Origin of the sequence: Saccharopolyspora soli, from assembly GCF_022678645.1 — a bacterium.
Lineage (GTDB): Bacteria > Actinomycetota > Actinomycetes > Mycobacteriales > Pseudonocardiaceae > Saccharopolyspora > Saccharopolyspora soli.
In genome coordinates this window covers 36,958-62,470 of the sequence record NZ_JALBWV010000026.1, presented here as the reverse complement: position 1 = coordinate 62,470, position 25,513 = coordinate 36,958, and the positions used below count along the sequence as shown (strand labels likewise).

Below are 25,513 nucleotides of genomic sequence, written 5' to 3'. Positions count from 1 at the left end.
TCCCAGTCCTCGAACGGTCAGCAACCACCGAAGTCGATGCGCATCGGTTCCCTCCCGCGCATGGCGACGCGGGCGCGCAGCAGCTCGGCGAACTCCGCGTCGACTGGCAGCAGCTGCGCATCGTGCCGGGTGCGGACCACCACCACGTCGCCAGGCGGCACCGACACACCGCGCCCGTCCGCGAGCCACGCCCAGGCCCGGTCCTCCGGCGTGCTCGGCCGCACGCCGACTTCCGTGATGGCCGACAGCTCGATGTCCTTGGTCGACGGTTGCTGGGCGGGTCGACCGGCGGCGGTCCGCACGGTCAGCCGCAGCCGGTCGCCGGTCAGCAGCAGGGAGTCCTGCCCGCCGCCCTGCGGGGAACGCAGCGGCAACTGCACGACGAACTCGCTGCCGCCCAGCTCGCGCAGCGGCTGCCGCAGCACCGCGCGCCGGGCCGCCGCGGTGGCCAGCACCGGGATCGCGGTCCCGACCACCAGCACCAGCACCGGCTGCCACCACGACAGCACGTCGTTGCCGACGACCGCGATCAGCGCGAGTAGCAGTCCGAGCGCTTGCAGCGGTCCGACGACGACCGGGTACAGCAGCCAGCCGTGCGGCTTGCGACGCCAGTCGATCTTGTCCACCGACCGCTTGGCCACCCACGCAGCGGCTGGCATCGGCAGCACCGCCAATACCGCGATGAAGGCGTAACCCACCAGGTCCTGGGTGCCGCGCGGCCCGGCCAGCGGCAGCGACGAACCCTTCGTCGCCAGCGCCCAGACCAGCCCGAGCAGCGACACCACCAGTTCGGCAGCACACCAGAACGCGGTCACCCGCAGTCCCCACCGGGCCCGCGACCAGCGCGCTTCGACCGCGTCCCGAGACCGCGGATCCACCTGGCCGGGCACCTCGTCAAGCCACACCGCGGCTCCTTCCCTCCAGCGCCCGCAACCCTAACCGGCCACCCCACCACAAATCCCCCACTCGAAACCGAACGCGAAGGGGTTTTTGCGGGTGCTCAGGCGGCGGGCACCAGGAGGGCGATGCATTCGATGTGGTGGGTCATCGGGAAGGCGTCGAAAGACTCCAGCTCGATCATCCGGTAGCCGCGCTCGGCGAACAGGCCGACGTCCCGAGCCAGTGCCGCCGGGTCGCAGGCGACGTGCACGATGCGTGCCGGGCGGCGGGCGGTCACCGCGTCCACCACCACGCGACCAGCGCCCTTGCGCGGCGGATCCAGCACCACGACGTCCGGTGCGGCCAGGTCCTCGTCCACGGCCACGTCCTCCACCGTGCCCGCCCGGAACGACACCTGCGGCAGGTCCCGCAGGTTCGCCACGGCGTCCTCGACCGCGCGCTTCGACGATTCGACCAGCACCACCGAACCCGCCGGGCCGACCTGCTCGGCGAGCACCGCGGCGAACAGCCCCACGCCGCCGTAGAGATCCCACGCCACGCCACCGGACGGGGTCGCCGCCAGCCGCGCGACCACCTCGGAGAACGCATCGGGCGCGGCCCGGTGCACCTGCCAGAAGCCCTGCACCGCCACGTCGAACGGCCGCCCACCAGCGGATTCGTGCGCGACCCCGCTGCCGTGCACCTGCCGGGCGACCGCGCGCCCGTGCCGCCGCTCCGGCTTTCGGTCCACCGCAGTGACGTGCACTTCGCCGCCCGCATCCGCGGCTACCGACAGCTCCGCGCCCGGCCGCCAGCGCCGCTTGGTGACGTCGTCCAGCGCGCCCTCAACCGTGATCGGGCAGTCCTCCACCGGAATCACCCGGTGGCTGCGGTGCGCGCGAAAACCCGCCCGCCCCTTGCGATCCACCGCCAGCCGCGCCCGGCTGCGCCAGCGCAGCAGGCCACCGGGCAGCTCCCGCACCCGCACCGGCCAGTCGATCCCGGCGATCCGCTGCAACTGCTCGGCGATCACCGCGGCCTTCAGCTCCCGCTGGGTCTCGCCGGAGGCGTGCTGCCAGTCGCATCCCCCGCAGCGGTCGCGGCCCAGCGCGGGGTCCGCCAGCGGGCACGGCGGGTCCACCCGCCCGGCTGCCGCGGTCAGCACCTCGACCGCATCGGCGCGGCAGAAACCTCCCCCGGCGTCCTCGGTGACCTCCGCGACCACGACCTCGCCGGGCAACGCGTGGCGGACGAACACCACCCGGCCTTCGTGCCGGGCCACGCAATGGCCGCCGTGCGCGACTGCTCCGACCTCGACCTCAAGCCGCCTACCTGTCCAATCCGGCTTTCCGGTCACTGCTCACCTTCCCGTTCGTGCCCAGTCCGCGCCGGGTCGCGCCCGGCATCGAGGTGAGCTGCTTCTGGCGGACGCGGGTGGAGGACTCCAGCTGCCACGGCACGCTGGTGACCATCACGCCCGGCTGGAACAGCAGGCGGCTCTTCAGCCGCAGCGCGCTCTGGTTGTGCAGGAGGTGCTCCCACCAGTGGCCGACGACGTATTCGGGGATGAACACGGTCACCACGTCGCGCGGGCTGTCCCGCCGAATCCGCTTGACGTACTCCAGCACCGGCCGGGTGATCTCCCGGTACGGCGATTCCAACACCTTCAACGGCATCGGCAGATTCTCCGCCTCCCAGGTCGCCGTCAGCTCGCGGGTATCCCGGTCGTCGACGTTGACCGTGACTCCTTCGAGCACGTCGGGCCGGGTGGCGCGGGCGTAGGCGATCGCCCGCATGGTCGGCAGGTGCAGCTTGGAAACCAGGACCAGCGCGTGGTTGCGCGAGGGCAGCAGCGCGTCCGCCTCGTGCTGCTTGAGCTCGTCCGCGACCCGGTCGTAGTGCCGACGGATGGCGGTCATCAGCACGTAGATCGCGGCCATCGCGGCGATGGCGATCCAGGCGCCGTGGGTGAACTTGGTGATCAGCACGATCACCAGCACGCTCGCGGTCATGAACAGGCCGAAGGAGTTGATCGCCTGCGCGCGGCGCATCCGCCGCCGGGCCTGCGGATCGGTCTCGGTGCGCAGCAGGCGGTTCCAGTGCCGGATCATGCCGCTCTGGCTGAGCACGAACGACACGAACACGCCGACGATGTAGAGCTGGATCAGCCGGGTGACCTCGGCTTCGAAGGCGAACACCAGGATGATCGCCCCGGCGGCCAGGAACAGGATGCCGTTGGAGAACGCCAGCCGGTCGCCGCGGGTGTGCAGCTGGCGCGGCAGGAACCGGTCCTGCGCCAGGATCGAACCCAGCACCGGAAAACCGTTGAACGCGGTGTTCGCGGCCAGCACCAGGATCAGACCGGTGAAGAACACCAGGTACCAGACGCCGGGCGGGAAGCCCGCGAACACCGCACCCGCCAACTGCGCGACCAAGGTCTTCTGCTCGTAACCGGGCGGCGCGCCGATCAACTGGTGCGCGGGATCCTCGGCCAGCACCGCGCCGGTGATCCGGGCGAGCATCAGCAGACCGAGGAACATCACGACCGCGAGGCCGCCCATCAGCGCCAGCGTGGTGGCCGCGTTGCGGGACTTCGGCTTGCGGAACGCGGGCACGCCGTTGCTGATCGCCTCGACACCGGTCAACGCCGCGCTACCGGAGGAAAACGCCCGCAGCACCAGGAACACGAAAGCCACCCCGGCCAGCTGGCTCTCCTCCGCCACCAGTCCGAAACCCGCGCTCTCGGCGGGCATCTGCTGACCGAGCACGAACGTGCGGAAGAAGCCCCAGGCGATCATGCCCAGCACGCCGATCACGAAGGCGTAGGTCGGAATCGCGAACATCGTGCCGGACTCCCGGACACCGCGCAGGTTCATCGCGGTCAGCAGGACGATCGCCCCGACCGCGAAGAGCACCTTGTGCTGGGCCACGAACGGGATCACCGAGCCGATGTTCGCCGCGGCCGAGGAGATCGACACCGCGACGGTCAGGATGTAGTCGACCAGCAGGGCGCTGGCCACCACCAGCCCCCACCGCGGCCCGTGGTTGACGGTGGCGACCTCGTAGTCGCCGCCGCCGGAGGTGTAGGCGCGGACGTTCTGCCGGTAGGAGGCGACCACCGTGATCATCACGATCGCCACCAAGAGCCCGATCCACGGGCTGACCGCGAAGGCGGACACCCCAGCCACGGACAGCACCAGCAGGATTTCTTCGGGCGCGTAGGCGACGCTGGACATGGCGTCGGAGGAGAACACTGGTAGCGCGATGCGTTTGGGCAGCAGGGTGTGCGCGAGGCGATCGCTGCGGAACGGACGACCGACGATCAACCGTTTCGCTGCGGTTGCGAGCTTGGACACGGCACTGAGCGTAAGCGTTCGAGGTGCGGAACCGTTGACCGCAGCCATCCGAATTCCTCTCAGGTCACATCCGACCGCCACCCCTGCCCTCGGACCCGGCTCACCCGGTACGGTGCACCCGCCTGGAATCCACGGCTGCGGACCGAACCCGGTCCGCAGCCGGCCGGGTACCGTCGGCAGACGATCGCGAGGTCGTCGCGACGAAGCACAACCCCCGCAGCGAGGAGACAAGGTCGTGCACGTGGTGATCATGGGCTGCGGGCGGGTCGGGGCTTCCCTGGCCGCGGCCCTGCAACGGCTCGATCACACCGTGGCCGTGGTGGACAAGAACCCCCAGGCGTTCCACCGCCTGGGCAAGGAGTTCCGCGGTCAGCAGATCACCGGCAACGGCTTCGACCGGGAAATCCTGGTCGAAGCGGGGATCGAACAGGCGGCCGCGTTCGCCGCGGTGTCCAACGGGGACAACTCCAACATCGTCTCGGCTCGGGTGGCCCGCGAGACCTTCGGCGTCGAACACGTCGTGGCGCGGATCTACGATCCCAAGCGCGCCGAGGTCTACCAGCGACTGGGCATCCCCACGGTGGCCACCGTGCCGTGGACGACCGACCGGTTCCTGCGCATGCTGCTGCCCGAAGGCGTCGCCACCGCGTGGCGCGAGCCCTCCGGCACCGTCGCGGTCCTCCAGCTACCGCTGCACGATGGTTGGGTCGGCCGCCGCGTCGCCGAGGTGGAGAACGCCACCGGCGCGCGGGTCGCGTTCATCATGCGGTTCGGCAACGGCGTGCTACCGGAGGCCAAGACCGTCATCCAGGCCGACGACACGGTCTACGTGGCGGCCTTGTCCGGCACTGTGACAGATGTCACGGCCGCGGCTCGCCGCACACCCGAGGAGAGCGAGTAATGCGCATCGCGATCGCGGGCGCCGGCGCGGTCGGCCAGTCCATCGCGCGGGAACTGCTCGAAGGCGACCACCAGGTCCTGCTGATCGAACGGAACGTGCAGAACTACCACCCGAAGAACATCCCCGGCGCGGAGTGGATGCTCGCCGACGCCTGCGAGCTGGCCTCGCTGGAGGAAGCCGGGCTGGAGGGCTGTGACGTGGTCATCGCGGCCACCGGTGACGACAAGGTCAACCTGGTGGTGTCGCTGCTGTCCAAGACCGAGTTCGCGGTGCGCCGGGTGGTGGCCAGGGTCAACGACCCGCTCAACGAGTGGCTGTTCACCGAGGCATGGGGTGTCGACGTCGCGGTGTCCACGCCGCGGATGCTGGCCGCGATGGTGGAAGAAGCGGTCAACGTCGGCGACCTGGTCCGACTGATGACGCTGCGCCAGGGCCAGGCCAACCTGGTCGAGGTGACGCTGCCCGAGACCACCCCGCTGGCCGGTCGCCGGGTCCGCGACCTGAAGCTGCCCGCCGACGCGGCACTGGTCACCATCCTGCGCGGCGGTCGGGTGATCGTCCCGCAGGCGGACGACCCGCTGGAAGCGGGCGACGAAATGCTGTTCGTCGTCACCTCGGACGTCGAACAGCAGATCCGCTCGATCGTCCACGACCGCGCCCCAGCGGACTGAGAACCTGTCGTCAGACTCGTTTTGCGAGGCGGTGCGAGCTGGGTCCAGCACCGCAAGCGGCTATGCCACTTGCGGCACGGACCCTAGCCCATCGACGGGTTCGAGCGGATCGCGGTGGTTTCCTGCTGGGCTTCGGCCTTCGCCTCTTCGGCGACCTTCGCCGCGCGGCGGATCGCCCAGATCGTGACGATCAGCGCCAAGCCGGTCAGCGGGTAGCCCATCACGATCCGTGCGAAGGCCAGCCAGCCGGTCTGGTCGGCGGCGTACAACCACTGCTGCACCACGTACTTCGCCGCGAACACCACCGTCCAGGCCAGCGTCGCCAGGTCGTAGCCGCGCAGCGCCCGGCGCTGCTTGCGCCAGGTGAAGCCCAGCCCGTTCAGCGCCGACCAGGCCACGCCCACCAGCGGCCAGCGAGCCAGCACCGACACCAGGAACACGCCGCCGTAGATCAGGCTCGTCCAGATGCCCAGCAGGAAGAAGCCCTTGGCATCACCGGAGCGGTAGGCGATGAACGAGCACACCGCCACGCCGAGCACCCCGGAGATGGCGGGCTGCAGCGGTTCCTTGCGCACCAGCCGGAAGATCGCGATGGCGATCGCCACCCCGATGGCCGACCAGATCGCGGGCATCAGCGAGGTCACGGAACTGACCAGCACGAAGACCACGATCGGAACCGCGGAGTAGGCCAGCCCGCTGACGCCACCCATCTGTTCGAGCAGGGTCTTCTCGGGATCGCCGGTCCGCCGCGCGGCTCGGTCCGGTTGGTGATCGGCCGCGTCCTGGGCGGGTAGCCCGGCGGCGGATGCGTCGCGTTCGCTCATGCGGTGTTCTGCAACTCGTAGTAGGGGTTGTAAAGCACCTTTCGGCCGTCGCGGACCGCGATTCGGCCACGGGCCTTGATGACGCGCCCCGGTTCGATCCCGGCGATCCGGCGGCGCCCCAACCAGACCAACGTCACGTCCTCGGTGCCGTCGTACAGCTCTGCCTCCAGCGTCGGTGCCGATGCCTTCGGGCACAGGCCCACGCTGCGCACCCGACCGAGCACCACGGCCTCCTGACCGCACTGGCACTCACTCGCGCGCTGGGCCCCACCCGCCTGCGACCGCTCCGAGAGATCGTCGGCGTCCAACTCGGCAACATCGCTGGTCAGGCGATGAACGAGACGACGCCAGTAGCCGCCTTCGGTCTTGCTCATCTAGCGCTCCTGTGCGCCTCGGGGCTCGACTCGCAGCCCGTGCACCCCCAGCGTAGCCGCCGAGGTGGGCGTAGTCGCGGGCCCAGCGGGATTAAGAACTTGACCCGCCCGATCGGCTCATTCTTGATCAACACGACCGCTCGGAGTGCCCCCTGGACGGGCTCGCGGGTTGTGCACCGCGACCTAGTTCTGGGACACCGCCAACGCCCCGCCGAGACCGATCAGCGTGGTGCCGCTGGCCACCTGCTGGCGACGCCACCAACGCGGATTCCGGGCCAACCGGGTCGACAGCGGACCCGCGAACGCGACCACCGAGAGATCGGCGGTCAAGGTGAAGAGCACGAAGATGAAGCCGAGCACCACGAAGACCAGCGTGGTCGAGCCCCGGTCGGGGTGGACGAACTGCGGCAGGAAGGCGAGGAAGAACATCGCCGTCTTCGGGTTGAACACCTCGGAGACGAAGCCCTGCAGCACCGCCGAACCGCGCTGCCGCGGCGCATCCCGCAGCTGGCCGCCGGAACCGCCGCGCAACTCCCACAAGGCGCGGACGCCGAGGTAGATGAGGTATGCCGCGCCGACGAGCTTCAGCACGGTGAACGCCACCGCGGAGGCCATCAGGACGGCCGAGAGCCCGACCGCCGCCGCCAGCACGTGCAGCGTCGCGCCCAGGCTGTTGCCGAACGCCGAGCGGACGCCTTCGCGGGAGCCACCCCGGATGCTGCGCGCCAGTACGTAGAGGATGCCGGGACCGGGCGCGAACGCGATCAGCAGCGCGGCTCCGAGGTAGACCCACCATTCAGCAGCATCAGGCACAACTCGAACCTAGCCGGTCGCTGTCCGCCCGGTCGAACCGATCCCAGCCAACGGGAAGGACGCCCCGCACAGCGACGCGGCGTCTGAGGTTCCACTACCCGCACCGCTGCTGAGGAAGTCCCTAGCCCGCTTGGCCGTTGTTGTTCTGGGCTTGGGCCTGCTGGATGTGCCGCTGGATCGCTTCCGGCAGCTGGATCGGCAGCGGCGTGCGCACCGGCAACGGGTCGGCGCCGCGGACGACGATGGTTTCGTCGAGGACCGCGTACAGCAGCTTCGCGCAGTCCTTGGCGAGTTCCGCTGGCCCGGCCGCCACGCCGCGCAGCAGCCAACGCGGGCCGTCCACCCCGACGAACCGCAGCGCGGCCTTCGGCGAGTCGGCCACCAGTTCGGTGCCCCAGTCGCCCTGCTCGGCGTGCACCCGCGCGCCGTCCTTGCGCAACTGCTCGGCGAGTTCGTCGCTGACTTCGTCCCAGAGGCCGCTGCTGCGCGGGGCCGCGAACGCGCTGACGGTCAGCCGACCGACCGGGGTGACCAGGTGCACCGCGCGCACCGGTCCGGCCGGATCGACCTCGACCTGCAGTTGGCCGCCCTCGGGTACTGGCAGCCGCACCGAACCGAGGTCGAGCCGCTCCACCTCGTCGTCGGGCGCCTCGCTCTCGTCGAACGGCCCGCCGTCCACGACGTCCAGATCCTCGGCAGCACTGCCGTGCTGTTCGTCATCGGCGGGTTCGGCCCGTCGACGGCCCCATCCGAACATCCCCTCAGACCTCCGTCCTGTGACCGGCCTCGGTCGCCGAGACCGCCAGCACCTCGTGCCCGCCGGTGGACCCGTAGCCCCCGGCACCCCGCTGCGACGCTGGCAGCTCGTCGACCTCGTGGAACACCGCGTGCTCCACCTTCTGCACGACGAGCTGGGCGATCCGGTCGCCACGCCGCAACGACAGCGGTACCGCACGATCATGATTGATCAGGCAGACCTTGATCTCACCCCGGTACCCGGAATCAACCGTGCCCGGGGCGTTGACCACGCTCAACCCCGCCCTGGCGGCCAGGCCCGAGCGCGGGTGCACGAAACCCGCGTAGCCCTCCGGCAGCGCCACGGCGATCCCGGTGCCCACCACGGCGCGTTCGCCCGGTTCGAGCACCACGTCGCTGGTGGTCACCAGATCCGCACCCGCGTCGCCGGGTTTCGCGTACGTCGGCAGCGGGACATCGGGGTCAAGTCGAGTCAGCAGGACCTTCACGTTCGACACGGGCGGCGAGACTACCCTGAACCCGTGTCGGAAAGCGTGGAAGCGGTCAGCGTCGCCGGGGACACCCCCGGTCAGGCGAACTCGAAGGGACGTCCGGTGTTCCGCGAGCGGTTGTACGCATCCTGGTGGACCTGGCCGATGCCGGTGGTCGCCGCGGTGCTGCTCGCCGCCGAGGTGCACATGGGCTATCCGGGCGTGCGGGCTTGGCTGCCCTACGTCGTGCTGGTGCCGCTGGCGATCGCGATCCCGGTGTGGCTGGGCCGCACCAAGATCGAGATCCGGGACGACGAGTTGTGGGTCGGTGACGCGCACCTGCCGCTGCGGTTCATCGACGACGTCGAGGTCGTCACCGCGGCGGAACAGCGCCGGGCGCTCGGCCCGGACCTGGATCCCGCCGCGTTCATGGTGCACCGGGCGTCGATCCACACCTCGGTGCGGATCTGGTTGAACGACGCGGACGATCCCACTCCCTATTGGGTGGTCAGCACGCGCCGCCCCGACGAACTCGTGGCGGCGCTAAAAGACCAGCGTTGACGCCCACGCGAACAGCGAAGCCCTTCGCCGGACCACCGCTCTCCCGTTAGTGCCCGTTCTTTGTTCTTGTTATTGAAGTGGCGCAGCCGCTAGGACCACCTACGCGGCTGGCACCGCCACGCAAGACGAGTTGAAGGCAGGCTCTAAACAAACTGGGCACACGCCGTCAGCGTGTGCCCAGCCACTTCCCGGTCTCGTCGACGTCGGCTGCCCGGATCAGGCGGCACAGTCGCGGCAGACCAGCTGACCGTTGCGGTTCTCGGCCAGTCGGCTGCGGTGGTGGACGAGGAAGCAGCTTGAGCAGGTGAACTCGTCTGCCTGCTTCGGGAGCACCTTGACGGTCATCTCCTCACCGGACAGGTCCGCGCCCGGCAGTTCGAAGTTCTCCGCGATCGCCCCTTCGTCCTCGTCGACGACGCCGGATTGCGCATCGTTGCGTCGCGCCTTCAGCTCCTCCAACGAGTCCTCCGCCAAGTCTTCGGACTCGCGGCGCGGAGCGTCGTAGTCGGTCGCCATCGTGATTCACCCCTGCGTTAGTGGAGACTGCAATGGTGTGCCGCTGGTAAACGTTCCAGGACCCGAATTTGTGCCCGCTGGCGCAGTGATCGTGGTCTCGCCCTGCAACGCGTTCAGTTCCCCCGTAATGAGCGACTTGCCTCATCCGGCACTCCGTGAGGCGCCGAGAGGGTAGCTCATACCAAGTCCGCACACGCACCAGGTCACCCATAGGTGTGGTGTTGGCAGCATCCGCGGGCCATCCAAGATCAATCCCCGGCACCCGTTCGGTCGCCTTCACTGGTTGCCCGGTGAAGCACTCCATGATGCGATGCCCAGGCAGTTCTTTGTTCATCATCGATTCAGCGCGCGCATCACGGGTGGCTGCGACACGACAGCGGCGTCCGGCGCCGCGGGACACCAGTTCTACGCATAGGCTGATCTAGTGACGTGCGCACGCGGGTCTAGGCATCCAGGGAGGGGCGGGACGTGTCAGCCGTGAGTGCAAGGTGGGGTCGGCGAGCCCGGTACCGGCGGCGTCGACCACTGCCCGCTCTGGTGGTGCTCGTAGGGCTCGTGGTGCTGTCCGGACTGCTGTGGACCCGGGTCTTCGACACCGTGGAGGACGTCGAGGCGGCGACCACCTGCAACCCGCCGGGCGCCCCCACGGCCGCACCGCAGGACGCTGACCATTCCGAACAGCTGCCGCTGGGGGCCATGCTGCCGCGCGACTCGCTCGATTCGACCACCCCGATCCCGCCGCAGGACGTCTCGGTGCGAGTGCTCAACGGCAACGGCGAGGCCCGGCAGGCGTCGCTGGTCAGCGACGAGCTGGCCAGCCTCGGTTTCGCGAAGGGCGGCGCGGCCAACGACCCGGTGTACGTCAACTACGACCTGAAGTGCCACGGCCAGATCCGCTTCGGCAGCGCCGGAGCTGGCGCGGCGCGGACGTTGAGCCTGATCGCGCCGTGCGCCCAACTGGTCCGCGACGAACGCCAGGACGCCAGCGTCGATTTCGCACTCGGGTCGGAATTCGACGACATCAAGACCACCACCGAGGCCAAGCAGGTGCTCCAGGAACTGGAGAACTGGGTGCCCCAACGGGATCAGCAGGACGGCGCCCAACAAGAGGTGACGCCGCCGCAGATCAGCCGCGACCTGCTCGCCAAGGCCCGCGACGTGCACTGCTGATCGCCCGCCGTCCCGGCGAACGGGCACCGTGCGTGGCAACAAGCGCGGAGCTCGCCGCCACGCACGGAGATGTCAGACCCGTCCGGCGTCGGCACGCCGGAGCGCCTCCGTCAACTCCTTGGCGATGCCCGGCGCGGCGCAGACGATCATCCCGTCGCCCAGCCCGTCCGCCGAGTCCGGCGTGGGCAGTCGCAGTTCGGCACCGGCTTCGGCGGCGACCAGCGCACCGGCCGCCCAGTCCCACCGGTTGAGGCCGACCTCGAAGACACCGTCCAGCCAGCCCGCGCCGACAGCGCACAGGTCCAGCGACGCCACCCCGGCCCGCCGGATGTCACGCACCTGGCCAAGCAGCCGACCGAGCACCTCGGCCTGCGCCGTGCGGCGTTGCACGGAGTAGGAGAAGCCGGTGCCGATCAGCGACAGGTCGAGCCGCTCAGCAGTTGAAACCCGCAGCCGACGGCCGTCCAGGAACGCGCCGTGCCCGGCCGCCGCGCTCCACACCCGGCCGGACACCGGCTCCACCACCGCACCGGCCACCGAGCGCCCGTCGATCTGCGCGGCCAGCGAAACCGAGTACCAGGGGAAGCCGTACAGGTAGTTCACGGTGCCGTCGATCGGATCGACGACCCAGCGCAACCCGTCCAGCGCGCCTTCGCCACCTTCCTCCTCGCCGAGCACCGACTCGCCGGGCCGCAACTGGGCCAAGCGCTCCCGCACGAGCCGTTCCACGGCCCGGTCGCCCGCCGTGACGACATCGGTCTCGGTGCTCTTCGTGTCCACCGCACCGTCCGCGATCGCGTCGTCACGCACCGCGCGGGCCAATTCCGCGGCCTCACGCGCGATCCGCACAGCGACCTCGCACAAGGTTTCCGGGTCTACCTCTTTTGCCAATCCCACGTACACATCGCAACACAACCCGGTTAAGGTCTGCACACCTTCGTCTGAATCGAATAGGAAGGATCAGTCATGGCGACTGCCCGCGGTTTCGGCGTGGATATCGGCGGGTCGGGCATCAAGGGGTGTCCGGTCGACATCGACGGCGGCGTGCTGGCCGAGGAGCGGATGCGCATCCCCACCCCGCAACCCTCGACCCCGGCCGCGGTGGCGGACGCCGTGGCGGAGATCGTCGAGAAGTTCGCCTGGACCGGCCCGGTCGGCATCACGCTGCCCTGCGTCATCAAGGACGGCACCGCGCTCACCGCGGCCAACGTCGACAAGGGATGGATCGGTACGGACGCCCAGACGCTGTTCGCCGAACGACTCGGCCGAACCCGGGAAGACGTGCTGGTGCTCAACGATGCCGACGCCGCCGGGATCGCCGAGATGCGCACCGGTGCCGGTGCCGGGCACCGAGGGCTGGTCGTGGTGCTGACCTTCGGGACCGGGATCGGCAGCGCCATGTTCATCGACGGCAAGCTGGTGCCCAACACCGAGTTCGGCCACATCGAGGTGGACGGCCACGATGCGGAATCGCGCGCCGCCGCCTCGATCAAGGACGAGCAGGACCTCTCCTACGAACAGTGGGCGCCTCGGGTCAGCCACTACATCGAGAGCCTGGAGAAGTTCCTCTGGCCGGACCTGATCATCGCCGGTGGCGGGGTCAGCAAAAAGGGTCACAAATGGATTCCACTGCTGCAGACCCGCACTCCGGTCGTCGCCGCGGCGCTGCGCAACGACGCTGGCATCGTCGGAGCGGCGACAGCCGCCGCGACCAGGGACGATGCGTGACCGACCGGTCGCCTAGCACATGACGGGACGCGCGGACTCCGCCTTGCGGCGGAACCGCACTCCTGCATCGCAGTTACAATGGAACGCAGCCCGCTTGATTCGAAGTGCTCATCGAGGAAAACACCTGGTGGTTCCTTGACAGGCACTGGGCTGGATCCAGTGGGTCGTCCCCCACCTTTGGCGGCCGAGGTTTCGCGCCCTCCGGCCAGCCCTCATCGACCGTCGCGAAAGGGCGTACGTGGCAGCCGCAGAAACAGCAACCCGACGCTCCAGCTCCGCCGCTACCGGCGGTGCCCAGACCAAGTCGGGCCAGTCCCAGGACACCCCAGCTTCGGAGGCGGCCGCCTCGTCTGACGCCGAGCAGACGACCCCCAGCGCCGCGCGCAAGACCACCGCCAAGAGTTCGACGGGTGCGAAGTCGACGGCCCGCAAGCCCGCCACGACGAAGTCGGCGGCCAGCAAGAAGGGCGCCAAGGCTCCGGCGAAGAAGTCGTCGTCGACCAAGTCTGCCCCCGCCAAGAGCAGCGGCGAGGGCATGGAGATCGACGAACCGATCGAGGCCGACCTGACTTCCCCGGACGTCGGCGATCTCGCCGATGTCGAGGTGGACATTCCGGAGGAGCCCGTTCCGGAGGAGGAAGGCAAGGAGTCCGGCGACTTCGTCTGGGACGAAGAGGAGTCCGAAGCCCTCCGGCAGGCCCGCAAGGACGCCGAGCTGACCGCCTCCGCCGACTCGGTGCGCGCCTACCTGAAGCAGATCGGCAAGGTCGCACTGCTCAACGCCGAGGAAGAGGTGGAGCTGGCCAAGCGCATCGAGGCCGGGCTCTACGGCGCGGAGCGGTTGCGACAGGTCGAGGAGACCGGCGAGCAGCTGACCACCCAGATGCGCCGCGACCTGCGCTGGATCGTGCGGGACGGCGAGCGGGCGAAGAACCATCTGTTGGAGGCCAACCTCCGCCTGGTCGTCAGCCTCGCCAAGCGCTACACCGGCCGCGGCATGGCGTTCCTGGACCTGATCCAGGAGGGCAACCTCGGCCTGATCCGCGCGGTGGAGAAGTTCGACTACACCAAGGGTTACAAGTTCTCCACCTACGCGACCTGGTGGATCCGGCAGGCCATCACCCGCGCCATGGCCGACCAGGCCCGCACCATCCGCATCCCGGTGCACATGGTCGAGGTGATCAACAAGCTCGGCCGCATACAGCGCGAGCTGCTGCAGGACCTCGGTCGCGAGCCCACGCCGGAAGAGCTCGCCAAGGAAATGGACATCACCCCGGAGAAGGTGCTGGAGATCCAGCAGTACGCCCGGGAACCCATCTCCCTGGACCAGACCATCGGCGACGAGGGCGACAGCCAACTCGGCGACTTCATCGAGGACTCCGAGGCCGTCGTCGCGGTCGACGCGGTGTCGTTCACGCTGCTGCAGGACCAGCTGCAGTCGGTGCTGGCGACGCTATCGGAGCGGGAGGCAGGTGTGGTTCGGCTGCGGTTCGGGCTCACCGACGGCCAGCCGAGGACGCTGGACGAGATCGGCCAGGTCTACGGAGTGACGCGAGAGCGGATCCGCCAGATCGAGTCCAAGACGATGTCCAAACTCCGCCACCCGTCCCGCTCCCAGGTCCTCCGCGACTACCTGGACTGAGACGAACCAACAGATGCCCCTGACCTGCGATCTTGCGGGTCAGGGGCATCTGCTTTGACCACCTCGGCGCACACTGCGGGTGTCCGGAGCTCCGCTGGCACGTGCCGCACCGCGGCGACGGGGCAGTCGAGCGGTCTCGTCGAGGACCGCTGGTGAGGTCGGTTTTTGATCATGTTGGGCATTCTGCTGTGGGTGGCGCCTGCGCGCGCTCGCGTTGCTCTCGCACCGGGAGGTGCTGCGTGAGGAACGTGGCTGACGTGCTGCGGCGCGATGCGGTCGGTGGGTTCCTGCTCATCGGGGCGGCGTTGGTCGCCGTGCTGTGGGCCAACTCCCCGTGGGCCGGGGGTTACGAGAGCCTGCGGTCCTTCTCGTTCGGTCCCGAGGCGCTGCACCTGGACCTTTCGGTGCAGGCATGGGCAGCCGATGGACTGCTGACGTTGTTCTTCTTCATCGTCGGCAACGAGCTCAAGCAGGAATTCGTGCACGGCGAGTTGCGCCATCCCCGGCGAGCGCTGCTGCCGATCGTGGCCGCCCTGTGTGGCGTCGTGCTCCCCGCTGCGATCTTCGCGGCGATCAACCTGGGCCAGGGCGACGCGGCTCGCGGGTGGGGAATCCCGATGGCCACCGACGCCGCCTTCGCCGTGGCGGTGCTGGCGGTGGTCGGGCGACACCTACCCCGGGCGTTGCGCCCGTTCCTGCTCACCCTGGCCATCGTCGACGATCTGGCGGCCATCGTGGTCATCGCCGGGTTCCACACCGAGGGCCTGTCGTGGGGGCCGCTGGTGGGCGCGCTCGTTCTGCTCGCGGTGTTCGGGCTGCTCCAGCGCGAGAGTGGACTCGCGGGATGGGTGCGCCGTTCTCCGGTGCCGAACTGGGTAGTTTTCGTGCCGCTGGCTGTCGTGAGCTGGGCGCTGATGCATGCCAGCGGAGTGCACGCCACCATCGCCGGGGCGGCGATGGGCCTGCTCATGCGGACCCGGGCGCTCCGCGGCGAGACCACCGCTCCCAACCACCGCGTCGAACGCTTGCTACGCCCGTGGGTGATGGGCCTGGCGCTTCCGCTGTTCGCCCTGTTCTCCGCCGGAGTCGTCTTCGGAGACCTGGGCAGCACCCTGACCGACACCGTCTCGCTGGGTATCCTCGCCGGACTCCTGGGTGGCAAATCGATCGGCATCGCCGGAGGCTCGTGGTTAGCTACCAAGCTCACCCCTGCCGAGCTCAAACCCACGTTGCGCTGGATCGACATCGTGGGCATCTCCCACCTCGCCGGGATCGGCTTCACCGTCTCACTGCTGATCAGCGAACTGTCCTACTCGGACGCGGTCGTGCTCGACCACGCGAAGTCCGCGATCCTGATCGCATCAGCACTGGCCACCGCGCTCGCTGCGGTCATCCTCGGCCTGCGCAGTGCCCACTACCGAAGGCGAGCCACCGCCGCGCCACCCGCGAAGAACGGCTGACCAGGCTCCCGGTCAGCCCGGTCAATCCCCGGCGCCGAAGCCCGCACCTGGTCAGTGCGGGTCTCCGCTCCCGGCACATGGGGACTGTCCAAAGTGGTCGAATTCGGCGACCGCGTGCTTACGCATCAGTCACGGCGGTGACGGCGTGACTGATCGCATCAGCTATCCGGTCAGGCTCCGTGAGCATCGCCAAGTGGTCCGCGTTCTCCCGATGCACCCGCCAGCCTCGGCGTTCGGCCTCCTCCGCCGCTCCGTCGTACGCCTCGCTCAGACGGACGTAGGCGCAACGGCTGGCGGGCTGATCGGGCACGTCCGGTGCCGGTTCTTCGAAGCAGGCCAGCGGCAGCTTCGGAAGCTCGGCGATGAACCGTTCTCGCAGACCCGCATCGGGCAACAGCGTGTCGACCACTTCCGACGGAAACCACTCGTTCCACGGGGGAAGTCGCCCAGCACGAGCCATACCGGCCAACTGCTCGCGCAGCTGCTCTGGTGCGGTGTCGAACCAACTACTGCCGGGGTGCGGGAGAATCGCATCCACGAAGACAGCGCCGCGCGCATCGTCTCCGACTACCCCAGCAACGGCTGGCAGCAGCGCCCCAGCGCCACTGTGACCGACCAACACCACCGGACCATTGCTTCCGGCGACTTCCAAGGCGCGGGCCGCAGCCGCAGCGAAATTCCGGTAGTACGGCGGACCGTCGTCAGCGACCGCCGCAAGCGACGGCACGACGACGCGCTGGCCACCGTGCCGCAGACTCGTCGCCTCCAAGTCCCAGGTCAGCGGACCAACGAGCGGACTGTGCACGAGCAGGAGCGTGATCGGTTCGACCATGAACCGATTCTGCACCGGATGAGCAGTCCCCCGAATGCCAACCAGGGGAAGCAGGAGAGCCCCTGGCCAGCGGTGGCGCCAGCCAGGGGCTCTCCTGGTGTGATCAGCAGGCGTCAGCCGTCGGACTCCGCCGACGGGATGGCGGCGCCCGGCACCTGGTCCGGCGCGAAGATCTTGTCCTCACCCGGATAGGGCTGCGTCCACCCGTGCGTCTGGTACCACGTGAAGTGGTTCATCTGCGCGGGGTTGGCGTAGTCGGCCGTGGCGTTCGGACCGGTCAGGCGCTGGTTCGTCTGCCAATCCGCCCACTGCGCCGCCACCTGCTGCTTGTCCGCTGGCACCGTGGCCGACGGTACGGCCGCGGCGTTGGCGTTCTGCGGTGCGGGGGTGTCCTCACCACAGGCAGGCGGGGTCGCCAGACCGGCGGTCAACGAGGTCCGATTCGGCACCGCCGTGAACGGTGTGAAATCGGGCTTGTCGGTGAACGCCGCAGCCATCGGGGTGGCCGCGCTGTCCTTCTGGTTCATCGGGTGGATCCCGAGGATCTGCTCGATGGTCCGGATCATCGTGATCTGCGAGTAGTAGTGGCTGTCGACGGTGCCGTGCTGGGCCCAGGGGCTGATGATCTGGATCGGGGCGCGGTGGCCGTCGACGTGGTCGAGACCGGCCTGGGAGTCGTCCTCGACGACGAAGATCGCCGAGTCCTTCCAGTACGGGCTGTGCGAGATCTCGTCAACGATCTTGCCAGCCGCGAGGTCGTTGTCCGCGACCTGGGCGGCCGAGTTCGGCGGACCACCGGTGTGGTCGCTGGACAGCCAGAACATGTTCAGGTTCGCTGGCCCGTTCTTCTCGAAGTCGCGCTTCCAGATCTCGTACCGGTAGATGTCCGGGACGCTGGTGTCGAACTTCGGGAAGCCGTGCACCGACACGTCATTGAGCGACGGGATCGGTGAGGACGAGACCAGGGGGTAGGCGGTGTCCTGCCCGGTCGCCTGCATGTTCTTGGTGTCGCAGTACAGGTTCTGCCAGCTCGCACCGGACGGCTTGGTCAGGAACTGCTGGAACTCACCGAAGTCCCGCACGGTCTTCCCGGCGGCCTGGGCACCGGTCCAGATGAAGCCGGTCCGCTGGTGGCCGAGCGCGTCGTCCTCGGTGTCATAGCTGCGCAGGTACTCACCGGCCGAGGATTCGGTGTACTCCGGGTCGTCGGCCTGCATCAGCCAGTTGTGGCCCTCAGCGGAGTTCGTGCCGATGTCGTACGTGTTGTCGTACAGCCCGAACTGCTGGGTCATCGCGTGCTGGTTCGGCGTCACGTTCTCGCCGAACTGCGCCAGGGACGGGTCGCCGTTGCCCTGCGGGATGTCACCGAAGACCTGGTCGTAGGTCCGGTTCTCCTTGACGATCATGAAGACGTGCTTGATCGTCGAGGGGTCGCCGAGGCGCTGCGGAACCGGCACCTCCGTCGGCTTGTTTCCGTTGGCCATTTCGACCGAGTTGGCGGTCCAGCCGTTCTGCTTGAAGACCGTGTCCGTGTAGCCCTTGATCGCCTTGTCGTCCGGCAGCTTGAACCGCTGCAGGCTCGACGTCGTGTCGTGGGTACCGTGCCCGGCGCTGTTGGTGGGGCGGAGAGCGTCGATACCGCGGGTGTTGGAGACCAGCACGTCGTTGCCGACGGTGGTGATCTCCGCGGGGAAGTAGTCCGTCGGGAGCAGGCCGACGTAGCTGACCGGCTCCAGCGGGCTCGTGTACCGGTAGACGGCGACCGCGTTGGCACGGCCGAGCGTCACCAGCAGGTGGCCGTCGTCGGTGAGCGTCACCGCGTCGGGCTCGTAGCCGACCGTCGCCTCCGGCCACGGCTGGGTGGCGATGGTCTGCACGACTTTGTTGTTGGCGGTGTCGATGACCGACACGTCGTTGGTGGCGGTGTTGGTGACGAACAGCGCCCCGTTCTTGGCGTACAGGGCGGTCGGGTGCAGACCGACATCGATGCTCGTAGCAGCGGCGGTCGGGTTCGCCAGGTCGATGACGCTGACCGTGCCGGTGGTGGTAGCAGCGGTCACCGGGTCGGCCGGGACCTGGGTGTTGTACGAGTTGATGGTGGGCTCGCCGGGCTTCGCGGGACGCCCACCCTCGTTGCTCACGTAGAGCTTGTTGCCGACCTCGACCATGTCACGCGGGGCGTTGCCCACGGGCCAGCTCTGCTCGATGGCCCCGGTCGCCGCGTTGATGGCGACCACGCGGTTCTGGCCGTTGACGGCGGAGTACACCGTCTTTCCATCGGGCGAGAACACCGGCTCGGCCACCAGCGCGTGCTTGGGCCCGTCCGCCGGGATCGCGACGAAGGTCGGGTTCGCGAGGTTGCCGTCCGGGTTCACGGTGAACTTGGTGTAGCCGTCGGTCTGACCCAGCCACAGCTGCGAACCGTCGGGCGAGTACGTGGGGCCTTCCTGGCCCACGTCGTTGCCGCTGATGCGCAGGTTCGCCGACGCGGAGTTGCCGACGAGCTGCTGCACCTTCCAATTCTTCAGATCCACAATGGACAGTGCCATTCCGCCGTCCGTGATCGAGGCGGCGAGGTGGGTGCCGTCCGGACTGACCGAGGACGACATGATCTTGCCGTTGTTGATGACGAGTCGGTCACCGATCGGCTTGATGTACTGGTCGCTGGAGACGACCTGCCCCTGATCGGTGGTCTGACCGACCTGGTCGGTGCCGAACTGGTCCGTCGCGGCGAGACCGATGCCGGTGCCAGCAGTGACGAGGGCGACCGTGGTGGTACCGACCGTTGCGAAGCGTAACCGGCCGCTGCGTCGGCCGAGAAGTCCAAAGTGGACTTTCTCGACACGCCGACGATGGCGCGTTACTCGCATTGAATTATCCCTTCGGTGTGGTTCGCAGCAGTTCGACATTCCCGTCGAACTGCCACAGCGGGTTGGGTTGGTCCCCGGCTGGGGTCCGCACCTGGAAGTAACCGTTCACTTCCTTCGGCCCGTCGCCGTCGGCGACGAACCGCCCGTCTGAGGTGACGTCGAGCTGGTAGATGGCCGTCCCCACGGCCTCGACGTCGGGGAGATGCCACGAGACGACGCAACGCCAGTCGTTGCCTGGCCCCTCATCTGCTACCAAGTCGCCGCCCTTGTCGCACGCCGCCGTGGCTGCCAGCTGCGCCTCGGTGACGGCGGGACGGTTCAACTGCTCGGTCTGCAGGCGGTAGAGGTGGGCGAACGCCGTGGCGAGCGACCGCTGCACCTTGTCCTGCTCGATCCCGGAACCCAGCGAGGGGGTCGCGACGGCGATGATCGCGAACGCGAGTACGACGAGCCCGACCAGCGGCAGGGCTCCGACGGTGATCGCACGGCGCCCTACGGCGTCGGAGGTGAGGTTGGTGAAGTCGCGCCGCAGGAAGAGCAGGTAGGCCAGCGCTGTCGCGGTGACGGCCCACACCAGGCTGACCACGATGCTGATCAGCAGCGGGCCGAACTGAACCGGACTGGTGAACAGGCCGTTCCACGCGACGAAGGTGTAGCTGGGCAGGGCGAGGCGGACGGCGACGGGTAGCGGCAGCAGCTGGGCGAGCGCCATCGCGATGGCGACGACGGCGGGCAGCAGCAGACCCATCGGCGACCGTCCCAATGCGACGGACCCGAGCAGCCCGATCGCGGCGAGGGCCAGCGTCGGGGCGAGCACGCTGGCCCACGCGAGCAGGACCTGTACGGCGGCGCCCCCGGGCGCCAGCAGGTGGCCGTCGAGACCGACCAGCGGCCGGTTGCCGACCGCCACGACTCCGCCGACCGCGCTGGACACAGCCATCCCGGCCACCAGCACCAGGATGACGGTGAGGCTGGCCAGTGCCTTCGCCACGAAGATCTGCCGGTACGACCGGACTGCCACCAGCAGGTGGCGCCAGGTGCCGAGTCGGTCCTCGGAAGCGAACACGTCACCGGCGACCACCGAGGTCAGCAGTGGAAGCGCGTAGGTGCCCGCGAAACCGAGCATCACCAGCGATCCGGCCCAACCGGTGGCGTTCATCAGACGACCGAAGACGGTGTCGGTGGGCAGCGAACTCTGCAGGCTCACCGCTGCGACGAACAACGCCGGTGCGATCCAGCAGGCGAGGACCAGCAGGCGCACACGCCATTGCGAGAGCAGCTTGACCAGCTCGAAGCGGTAGCCACGCCGCACCGAGGCGGGGCGGACAGCGGGAGCTTCGGGCTCGGCGACGGTCGCGGTCATCGGTTGGACTCCTGCTGCTCGGTGAGGGCGAGGAACGCGGCCTCCAGCGGCGACACAACGGGTGCCAGCTCGCGCAGCGCGATGCCCGCGTGCACGAGCCCCGCCACCAGTTCGTCAAGGGCTGGCACCAGCCCGCGCACCACTAGGCCACCGGCATCCTGCCGCGCGACGGCATCGTTGACGATGCCGAGTCCGGGCATTTCGAGAATCAGGCGGCGGGCGGCCTCCGGGTCGGCGGTGCGGACCCGGTAGTCGAGTTCGGTGTTCTCAGTGGACAGCTTGCTCAGCGGGCCGGAGAAGACGACCCGTCCGGTCGCGAGGATGGTGACCTCGGAGCACAGTGCCTCGACGTCATCCATCCGGTGGCTGGAGAGCAATACCGTGGTCCCGTCCGCCGCGAGCCGGGTGAGGACACCGTTCACGTGCTTCGCACCGGCTGGGTCGAGACCGTTTGCAGGCTCGTCGAGCACCAGTAGCCGCGGCTTCGTGAGCAGGGCGGCGGCGAGCCCGAGCCGCTGACGCATGCCGAGGGAGAAGCCCCGGACCCGGTCGTCGGCGACATCGGTGAGCCCGACCTGCTCAAGCACGTCGTCGATTTCCCCGGTTCGCGCGTCGCTGCGCAGGGCGGCCAGTGCGGAGAGGTTCTGCCTGGCGGTGAGCGAGGGGTACAGGCCGGGCCCGTCCACGAAGCCTGCGACACCGTCGGGAGCAGCTAGCGCCCGCCCGACCGCCGCACCCAGAATCTCAAGGCGGCCCTCGTCGGCGACGGCCAGGCCCAGCAGCAGGCCGAGCAACGTCGTCTTCCCCGCGCCGTTCGGGCCGACCAGCCCGTGGATCTGCCCCTGTGCCACATCCAGATCGATGCAGTCGAGCGCGACGACATCACCGAAACATTTGGTGATACCGCGAGCTCGGACCGCTAGGGGTGCGTCCATGGGTCCCTTTCTTTCGCTAAATAAGCTTTCGGGAATTTAGGCGCAGCAGATGACGCAGCCGAGGACGGCTGGTTGAACATTCCTGGAACGGGAAACGACCGGCCTCCCCCGCACGAGACTTGGGAAACGCGTGGACGCACGACTCGCATTCGGTGCGCGACCAGCGCAAAACGCGCGCCCGCGGCCGGGTTTCGGCACTGAGAAGACCGCCTAATTCGGTTGGTTCGGCACGCTTGCGCGGATAGCGTTGAAGTTAAGGCTTTATGTATTTTGTCCGATGTGGATGGATAGCCGCGCAGCCGACAGGAGGGACCACTCCGGCCCCTCCGCATGGCCGGGTGAACCGCGAAGATCAGGGCTTCAGGTTCACGAGTAGGCCGTACACGGCTGTGATGGCCAGGGCCAGCGCCAGGAGGGCTGGTGCTAGGCCGATCGCGCCCAGTGCTGGATTCGATGCCCGTTTGGAGGGCGAAGGCCGCGGTGCTCAGGGCGACGGCACAACGCCTGGGACGGTTGTCACCTCTTGTCCGATCTTCCGGGTTCGCGGGAAACGTTGGTGTCGCAGTCCGACCCCTGGCCCAGCGATCGGTGGTTCGGAGGAACGCGCACGCGAGCACGATCTGCACCGCTGCGGTGATCGCGTATGCCCATCGCCAGTGCATGCCGGTGTTCAGGGCGATCGTGACGATGGCTGGGCCGATGACCGCACCCATGCCGTAGCTGGCGTGCATCCAAGTGATGCGGCGGGCACCGAAATGATTTGCGGCGTAGGCGTTCATTCCGGAGTCGACCGCGCCGTTGGCAAGTCCGATGAGGACACTCGCCGCCACCAACACCCAAAACGCCGGGGCGAGGCTGTGCCCCAGCAGGCCGAGTGCGGACAGGAAGGTGCTGCCGGAGAGCAGCCAACCGACATGCGCGCGGACGAGAACGCGCCCGACCATGACGCTCGACAGCACCGCGGCGGCGACGCCGAAGGCCAGGAGCAACCCCAACGCCCCCAGGGGCTGGTGGAAGTCCGCACTCATCGAAGACCAGGAGATGCCGAGCATGCTCTCGGGCAGCGACATGCTCACGAAGGCCAAGCAGGCGAGAACGACAAGAGGCACGGCAGGATAGCCCTTCGGACCGCAGGCACGAGTCACCCGCATTCGATGCGGGGTGCTGACTCAGCGAAATCAGGAAGTCACGCGACGTCGCCAAGGACGTCGACTCGCCGTGCCGCGGAACCGAGCAGCACGCGACGACAGGTCACCTTCGAACCATGTCAACGCGTGCGACGTTGCCCGGGTACTCCTTCACCACCCATGCCAATACCTCCGGCGGACACCGTACCGGCGAGCCGCCAGCCGTCAGTCCGATTTTTCGATTCGCACGCTCTCGCACGAACCCGCGGAAGGCGCCGAAGCGGCCGGGACCCGACCTCCGGGCGGCCATTCGGCGGCAAAAACCGTCCGACCAGTGGGATTCGTTGTTCGCTTCCAGCGGAACTGACCCCGCGAATCGCCGTCCGATCTGTGATCTGAAACACCGAATGTCGGGGTTGTGTTCACCGACCGGACACCTTCGGTGACCACGCCGGATCGACATTTTCCCATGTCGCAAGCGTTTTCAGCGTGTTGATCACGCTCCGCTAACACCGCTGCTACAACCGGGTACTTCATAGTGACGACCGTCGCGACCCGGCGCGGGAACACTGACTCCGGCCAAAGCGTCTGGAAGAGTGGAGCCACGAGCACCGACCCCGCAGCCAGTGGGCCACCGGTGGTCGTAGCAGGATCGAGGGCGTCGGGTTAGTCCGACGCCGGGACGGAGGGAGATCACGATGCCGGGAACGCTCACCCGCCCCGAGCTGACCGCCGCCGACCGCTGCGACCGCTGCGGGGCCGCTGCGAAGCTTCGCGCCGTATTGCCATCCGGTGGCGAGCTTCTGTTCTGCGGGCACCACGCCCGTGCGTACGAGGCCGGGCTGCGCGAAGTGCAGGCCGACCTCCAGCAGGACGAGCAGTAACACCCGTCAGACCAAGACCGTGCCCCCGCAGGTGCTGCGGGGGCACGGTCTTTGTCGTGAGTGCGAAAGCGCGCTGGAGCACGCTTTCGCACTCACGAGCTGAGCTCACCCAAGGCGTCGAGCAGCCGTTCGACTTCCGCCCGGTTGGTGTAGTGCGACAGGCTCGCCCGCACGCCGCCCTTCGGGCCAATGCCGAGGGCGTGCACCACTTCCCAGGCATAGGAATGCCCGTGGGAGACGTTGAGACCGCGCTCAGCCAGCTGCTCCGCGACGTCCGCGGGTTCCTTGCCCGGAAGCCCGAAGAACGCCGTAGGAGTGCACGGGCCCTGCGGGGCGCCGTACCGCACCACGCCATCCAGCGCGGCCAGCCCTTCGAAGAGCGTCTTGGCCAGCTCGTCTTCGTGGGCCTGCACGCCGCGGCGGGACACCGCCAGCCGCTCGGCCCGGGTGCCGCTGGCCTCGGGATCCAGTCCGGCCAGGTGGTCCACTGCGGCCACCACCCCGGCCAGCGCGGCGAACGGGTTGGTGCCGAGCTCGAACCGGTCCGGCACGGTGTCCGGCGACGGCGTGAGCTTGTCCGGGTGCAGGTTCTCCAGCGACCACGGATCGGCAGCGACCACCGCGGCGAGATGCGGTCCGGCCCACTTGTAGGCGCTGGTCGCGTAGAAATCCGCGCCCAGCTCAGCTAGCCGCACGTGGGCGTGCGGGCAGTGCTGGACACCGTCGGCGTAGGAGAGGGCACCGACCTGCCGGGCCCGATCGGTGATCGCCCGGAGCTCGGGCATCGTGCCCAGCACGTTCGAGGCCGCCGTGACGGCGACCAGCTTGGTGCGCTCGCCGATGAGGTCGGTGACGTGGTCGACGGGCAGCTCGCCGGTCTCGGGGTCCAGCTCCGCCATCCGCACCGCCGCGCCCGCGCGCTGCGCGTGCTGCACCCAGGGACGCACGTTGGCGTCGTGGTCCAGCTGGGTCACCACGATCTCGTCACCGGGCCGCCAACCCCCGGCCAGCACCGCCGCGAAGCGGTAGGTCAGGGCGGTCATGCTCGGGCCGAACACCACGCCCGTCGGATCGGGGGCGCCGACCAGGTCCGCAACCGCCGCGCGAGCCTCAGCGACGATCCCGGAAGCGCGGCGGCTGGACTCGTACGGCCCGCCCACGTTGGACATCCCAACCCGGTAGGCGTCGCTGACCGCGTCGATCACCGACTGCGGCACCTGGGTGCCCGCCGCGCCGTCCAACCACGCCCGACCATCCGCCAACGCCGGGTACTGCTCCCGAGTCTTCTCCACGTCAAAAGCCATGACCAGACCCTATGAGACCAACCACAGCGGCCGAACACCGAAAGGGGCATGCGACCGTTTTGCGTGGTCAACGGCGC

25 protein-coding genes are annotated in these 25,513 nt (G+C 68.7%); 9 read left to right on the top strand and 16 right to left on the bottom strand.

Annotated features, from left to right (window positions below; translation table 11 throughout):
• Window positions 1-17: 17 nt before the first annotated feature.
• The 3 genes from MOQ72_RS20645 to MOQ72_RS20635 form a co-directional block, all read right to left on the bottom strand.
• Window positions 18-905: a hypothetical protein gene (locus tag MOQ72_RS20645; RefSeq protein WP_242185576.1), complete on the bottom strand. Its 888-nt coding sequence runs from the start codon at window positions 903-905 to the stop codon at window positions 18-20.
• A gap of 95 nt (window positions 906-1,000) precedes the next feature.
• Window positions 1,001-2,236, bottom strand: coding sequence for a class I SAM-dependent RNA methyltransferase (locus MOQ72_RS20640; RefSeq protein ID WP_242185574.1), 1,236 nt, complete (start codon window positions 2,234-2,236; stop codon window positions 1,001-1,003).
• On the bottom strand, window positions 2,208-4,235 hold the full coding sequence (locus MOQ72_RS20635; protein WP_242185572.1) for an APC family permease: 2,028 nt from the start codon (window positions 4,233-4,235) through the stop codon (window positions 2,208-2,210). The genes MOQ72_RS20640 and MOQ72_RS20635 overlap by 29 nt, the downstream gene beginning before the upstream one ends.
• A 235-nt stretch (window positions 4,236-4,470) precedes the next feature.
• Here MOQ72_RS20635 and MOQ72_RS20630 point away from each other — a divergent pair, with 235 nt between their 5' ends.
• Together MOQ72_RS20630 and MOQ72_RS20625 are read left to right on the top strand one after the other, a co-directional pair.
• Window positions 4,471-5,136, top strand: a complete 666-nt coding sequence (locus tag MOQ72_RS20630; RefSeq protein WP_242185569.1) for a potassium channel family protein — start codon at window positions 4,471-4,473, stop codon at window positions 5,134-5,136.
• Window positions 5,136-5,807: a potassium channel family protein gene (locus tag MOQ72_RS20625; protein ID WP_242185568.1), complete on the top strand. Its 672-nt coding sequence runs from the start codon at window positions 5,136-5,138 to the stop codon at window positions 5,805-5,807. Before MOQ72_RS20630 ends, MOQ72_RS20625 begins: the two co-directional genes overlap by 1 nt.
• Window positions 5,808-5,890: 83 nt before the next feature.
• Here the strand turns inward: MOQ72_RS20625 and MOQ72_RS20620 are convergent, their stop codons facing one another.
• The 5 genes from MOQ72_RS20620 to dut form a co-directional block, all read right to left on the bottom strand.
• On the bottom strand, window positions 5,891-6,631 hold the full coding sequence (locus MOQ72_RS20620) for a DUF3159 domain-containing protein (RefSeq protein ID WP_242185561.1): 741 nt from the start codon (window positions 6,629-6,631) through the stop codon (window positions 5,891-5,893).
• A complete protein-coding gene (locus MOQ72_RS20615; protein WP_242185553.1) occupies window positions 6,628-7,005 on the bottom strand; it encodes an OB-fold nucleic acid binding domain-containing protein in 378 nt (125 codons plus the stop codon). Before MOQ72_RS20615 ends, MOQ72_RS20620 begins: the two co-directional genes overlap by 4 nt.
• A gap of 183 nt (window positions 7,006-7,188) precedes the next feature.
• Window positions 7,189-7,818, bottom strand: a complete 630-nt coding sequence (locus tag MOQ72_RS20610; protein ID WP_242185552.1) for a LysE family translocator — start codon at window positions 7,816-7,818, stop codon at window positions 7,189-7,191.
• A 121-nt stretch (window positions 7,819-7,939) separates the two neighbouring features.
• Window positions 7,940-8,575, bottom strand: coding sequence for a DUF3710 domain-containing protein (locus tag MOQ72_RS20605; RefSeq protein WP_242185551.1), 636 nt, complete (start codon window positions 8,573-8,575; stop codon window positions 7,940-7,942).
• Window positions 8,576-8,579: 4 nt separating this feature from the next.
• Window positions 8,580-9,071, bottom strand: a complete 492-nt coding sequence (gene dut, locus MOQ72_RS20600) for a dUTP diphosphatase (RefSeq protein WP_242185550.1) — start codon at window positions 9,069-9,071, stop codon at window positions 8,580-8,582.
• A gap of 24 nt (window positions 9,072-9,095) precedes the next feature.
• Here dut and MOQ72_RS20595 point away from each other — a divergent pair, with 24 nt between their 5' ends.
• A complete protein-coding gene (locus tag MOQ72_RS20595) occupies window positions 9,096-9,605 on the top strand; it encodes a DUF3093 domain-containing protein (RefSeq protein ID WP_242185549.1) in 510 nt (169 codons plus the stop codon).
• Between the two features lie 216 nt (window positions 9,606-9,821).
• Here the strand turns inward: MOQ72_RS20595 and MOQ72_RS20590 are convergent, their stop codons facing one another.
• Window positions 9,822-10,121: a DUF4193 domain-containing protein gene (locus MOQ72_RS20590; RefSeq protein WP_242185548.1), complete on the bottom strand. Its 300-nt coding sequence runs from the start codon at window positions 10,119-10,121 to the stop codon at window positions 9,822-9,824.
• Window positions 10,122-10,598: 477 nt separating this feature from the next.
• Between MOQ72_RS20590 and cei the strand changes: the two genes are divergently transcribed.
• Complete coding sequence (cei, locus tag MOQ72_RS20585; RefSeq protein ID WP_242185547.1) at window positions 10,599-11,291, top strand: envelope integrity protein Cei; 693 nt, start codon at window positions 10,599-10,601, stop codon at window positions 11,289-11,291.
• A 72-nt stretch (window positions 11,292-11,363) separates the two neighbouring features.
• Here the strand turns inward: cei and MOQ72_RS20580 are convergent, their stop codons facing one another.
• Window positions 11,364-12,194 carry an inositol monophosphatase family protein gene (locus tag MOQ72_RS20580; RefSeq protein WP_308197920.1) on the bottom strand — a complete coding sequence of 277 codons (831 nt, stop codon included), beginning with the start codon at window positions 12,192-12,194 and terminating at the stop codon, window positions 11,364-11,366.
• Window positions 12,195-12,257: 63 nt separating this feature from the next.
• Here MOQ72_RS20580 and ppgK point away from each other — a divergent pair, with 63 nt between their 5' ends.
• From ppgK to nhaA, 3 genes are all read left to right on the top strand, one after another.
• Complete coding sequence (ppgK, locus tag MOQ72_RS20575) at window positions 12,258-13,019, top strand: polyphosphate--glucose phosphotransferase (RefSeq protein WP_242185545.1); 762 nt, start codon at window positions 12,258-12,260, stop codon at window positions 13,017-13,019.
• Between the two features lie 238 nt (window positions 13,020-13,257).
• On the top strand, window positions 13,258-14,661 hold the full coding sequence (locus MOQ72_RS20570; protein ID WP_242185544.1) for an RNA polymerase sigma factor: 1,404 nt from the start codon (window positions 13,258-13,260) through the stop codon (window positions 14,659-14,661).
• 239 nt (window positions 14,662-14,900) lie between these two features.
• On the top strand, window positions 14,901-16,121 hold the full coding sequence (nhaA, locus tag MOQ72_RS20565; protein WP_242185543.1) for a Na+/H+ antiporter NhaA: 1,221 nt from the start codon (window positions 14,901-14,903) through the stop codon (window positions 16,119-16,121).
• 118 nt (window positions 16,122-16,239) lie between these two features.
• On the opposite strand, the gene MOQ72_RS20560 is transcribed toward nhaA, so the two are convergent.
• The 5 genes from MOQ72_RS20560 to MOQ72_RS45670 form a co-directional block, all read right to left on the bottom strand.
• Complete coding sequence (locus MOQ72_RS20560) at window positions 16,240-16,953, bottom strand: alpha/beta fold hydrolase (RefSeq protein ID WP_242185542.1); 714 nt, start codon at window positions 16,951-16,953, stop codon at window positions 16,240-16,242.
• Between the two features lie 113 nt (window positions 16,954-17,066).
• On the bottom strand, window positions 17,067-19,823 hold the full coding sequence (locus tag MOQ72_RS20555) for a bifunctional YncE/alkaline phosphatase family protein (protein ID WP_242185541.1): 2,757 nt from the start codon (window positions 19,821-19,823) through the stop codon (window positions 17,067-17,069).
• Between the two features lie 4 nt (window positions 19,824-19,827).
• Window positions 19,828-21,186, bottom strand: coding sequence for an ABC transporter permease (locus MOQ72_RS20550; protein WP_242185538.1), 1,359 nt, complete (start codon window positions 21,184-21,186; stop codon window positions 19,828-19,830).
• The gene (locus MOQ72_RS20545) at window positions 21,183-22,121 is read right to left on the bottom strand and encodes an ABC transporter ATP-binding protein (protein WP_242185537.1); all 939 of its coding nucleotides are present in this window, start codon (window positions 22,119-22,121) and stop codon (window positions 21,183-21,185) included. Before MOQ72_RS20545 ends, MOQ72_RS20550 begins: the two co-directional genes overlap by 4 nt.
• On the bottom strand, window positions 22,106-23,149 hold the full coding sequence (locus MOQ72_RS45670) for an MFS transporter (protein ID WP_372495495.1): 1,044 nt from the start codon (window positions 23,147-23,149) through the stop codon (window positions 22,106-22,108). Before MOQ72_RS45670 ends, MOQ72_RS20545 begins: the two co-directional genes overlap by 16 nt.
• Here MOQ72_RS45670 and MOQ72_RS20540 point away from each other — a divergent pair.
• Together MOQ72_RS20540 and MOQ72_RS20535 are read left to right on the top strand one after the other, a co-directional pair.
• Window positions 23,064-23,240: a hypothetical protein gene (locus MOQ72_RS20540; protein ID WP_242185535.1), complete on the top strand. Its 177-nt coding sequence runs from the start codon at window positions 23,064-23,066 to the stop codon at window positions 23,238-23,240. The two genes, MOQ72_RS45670 and MOQ72_RS20540, sit on opposite strands and share 86 nt — an antisense overlap.
• Before the next feature lie 706 nt (window positions 23,241-23,946).
• Window positions 23,947-24,132, top strand: a complete 186-nt coding sequence (locus MOQ72_RS20535; RefSeq protein ID WP_085982109.1) for a DUF7455 domain-containing protein — start codon at window positions 23,947-23,949, stop codon at window positions 24,130-24,132.
• Between the two features lie 92 nt (window positions 24,133-24,224).
• Here the strand turns inward: MOQ72_RS20535 and MOQ72_RS20530 are convergent, their stop codons facing one another.
• Window positions 24,225-25,436 (bottom strand): cysteine desulfurase-like protein, encoded by a 1,212-nt coding sequence (locus MOQ72_RS20530; protein ID WP_242185533.1) that lies wholly within the window; start codon window positions 25,434-25,436, stop codon window positions 24,225-24,227.
• Window positions 25,437-25,513 lie beyond the last annotated feature (77 nt).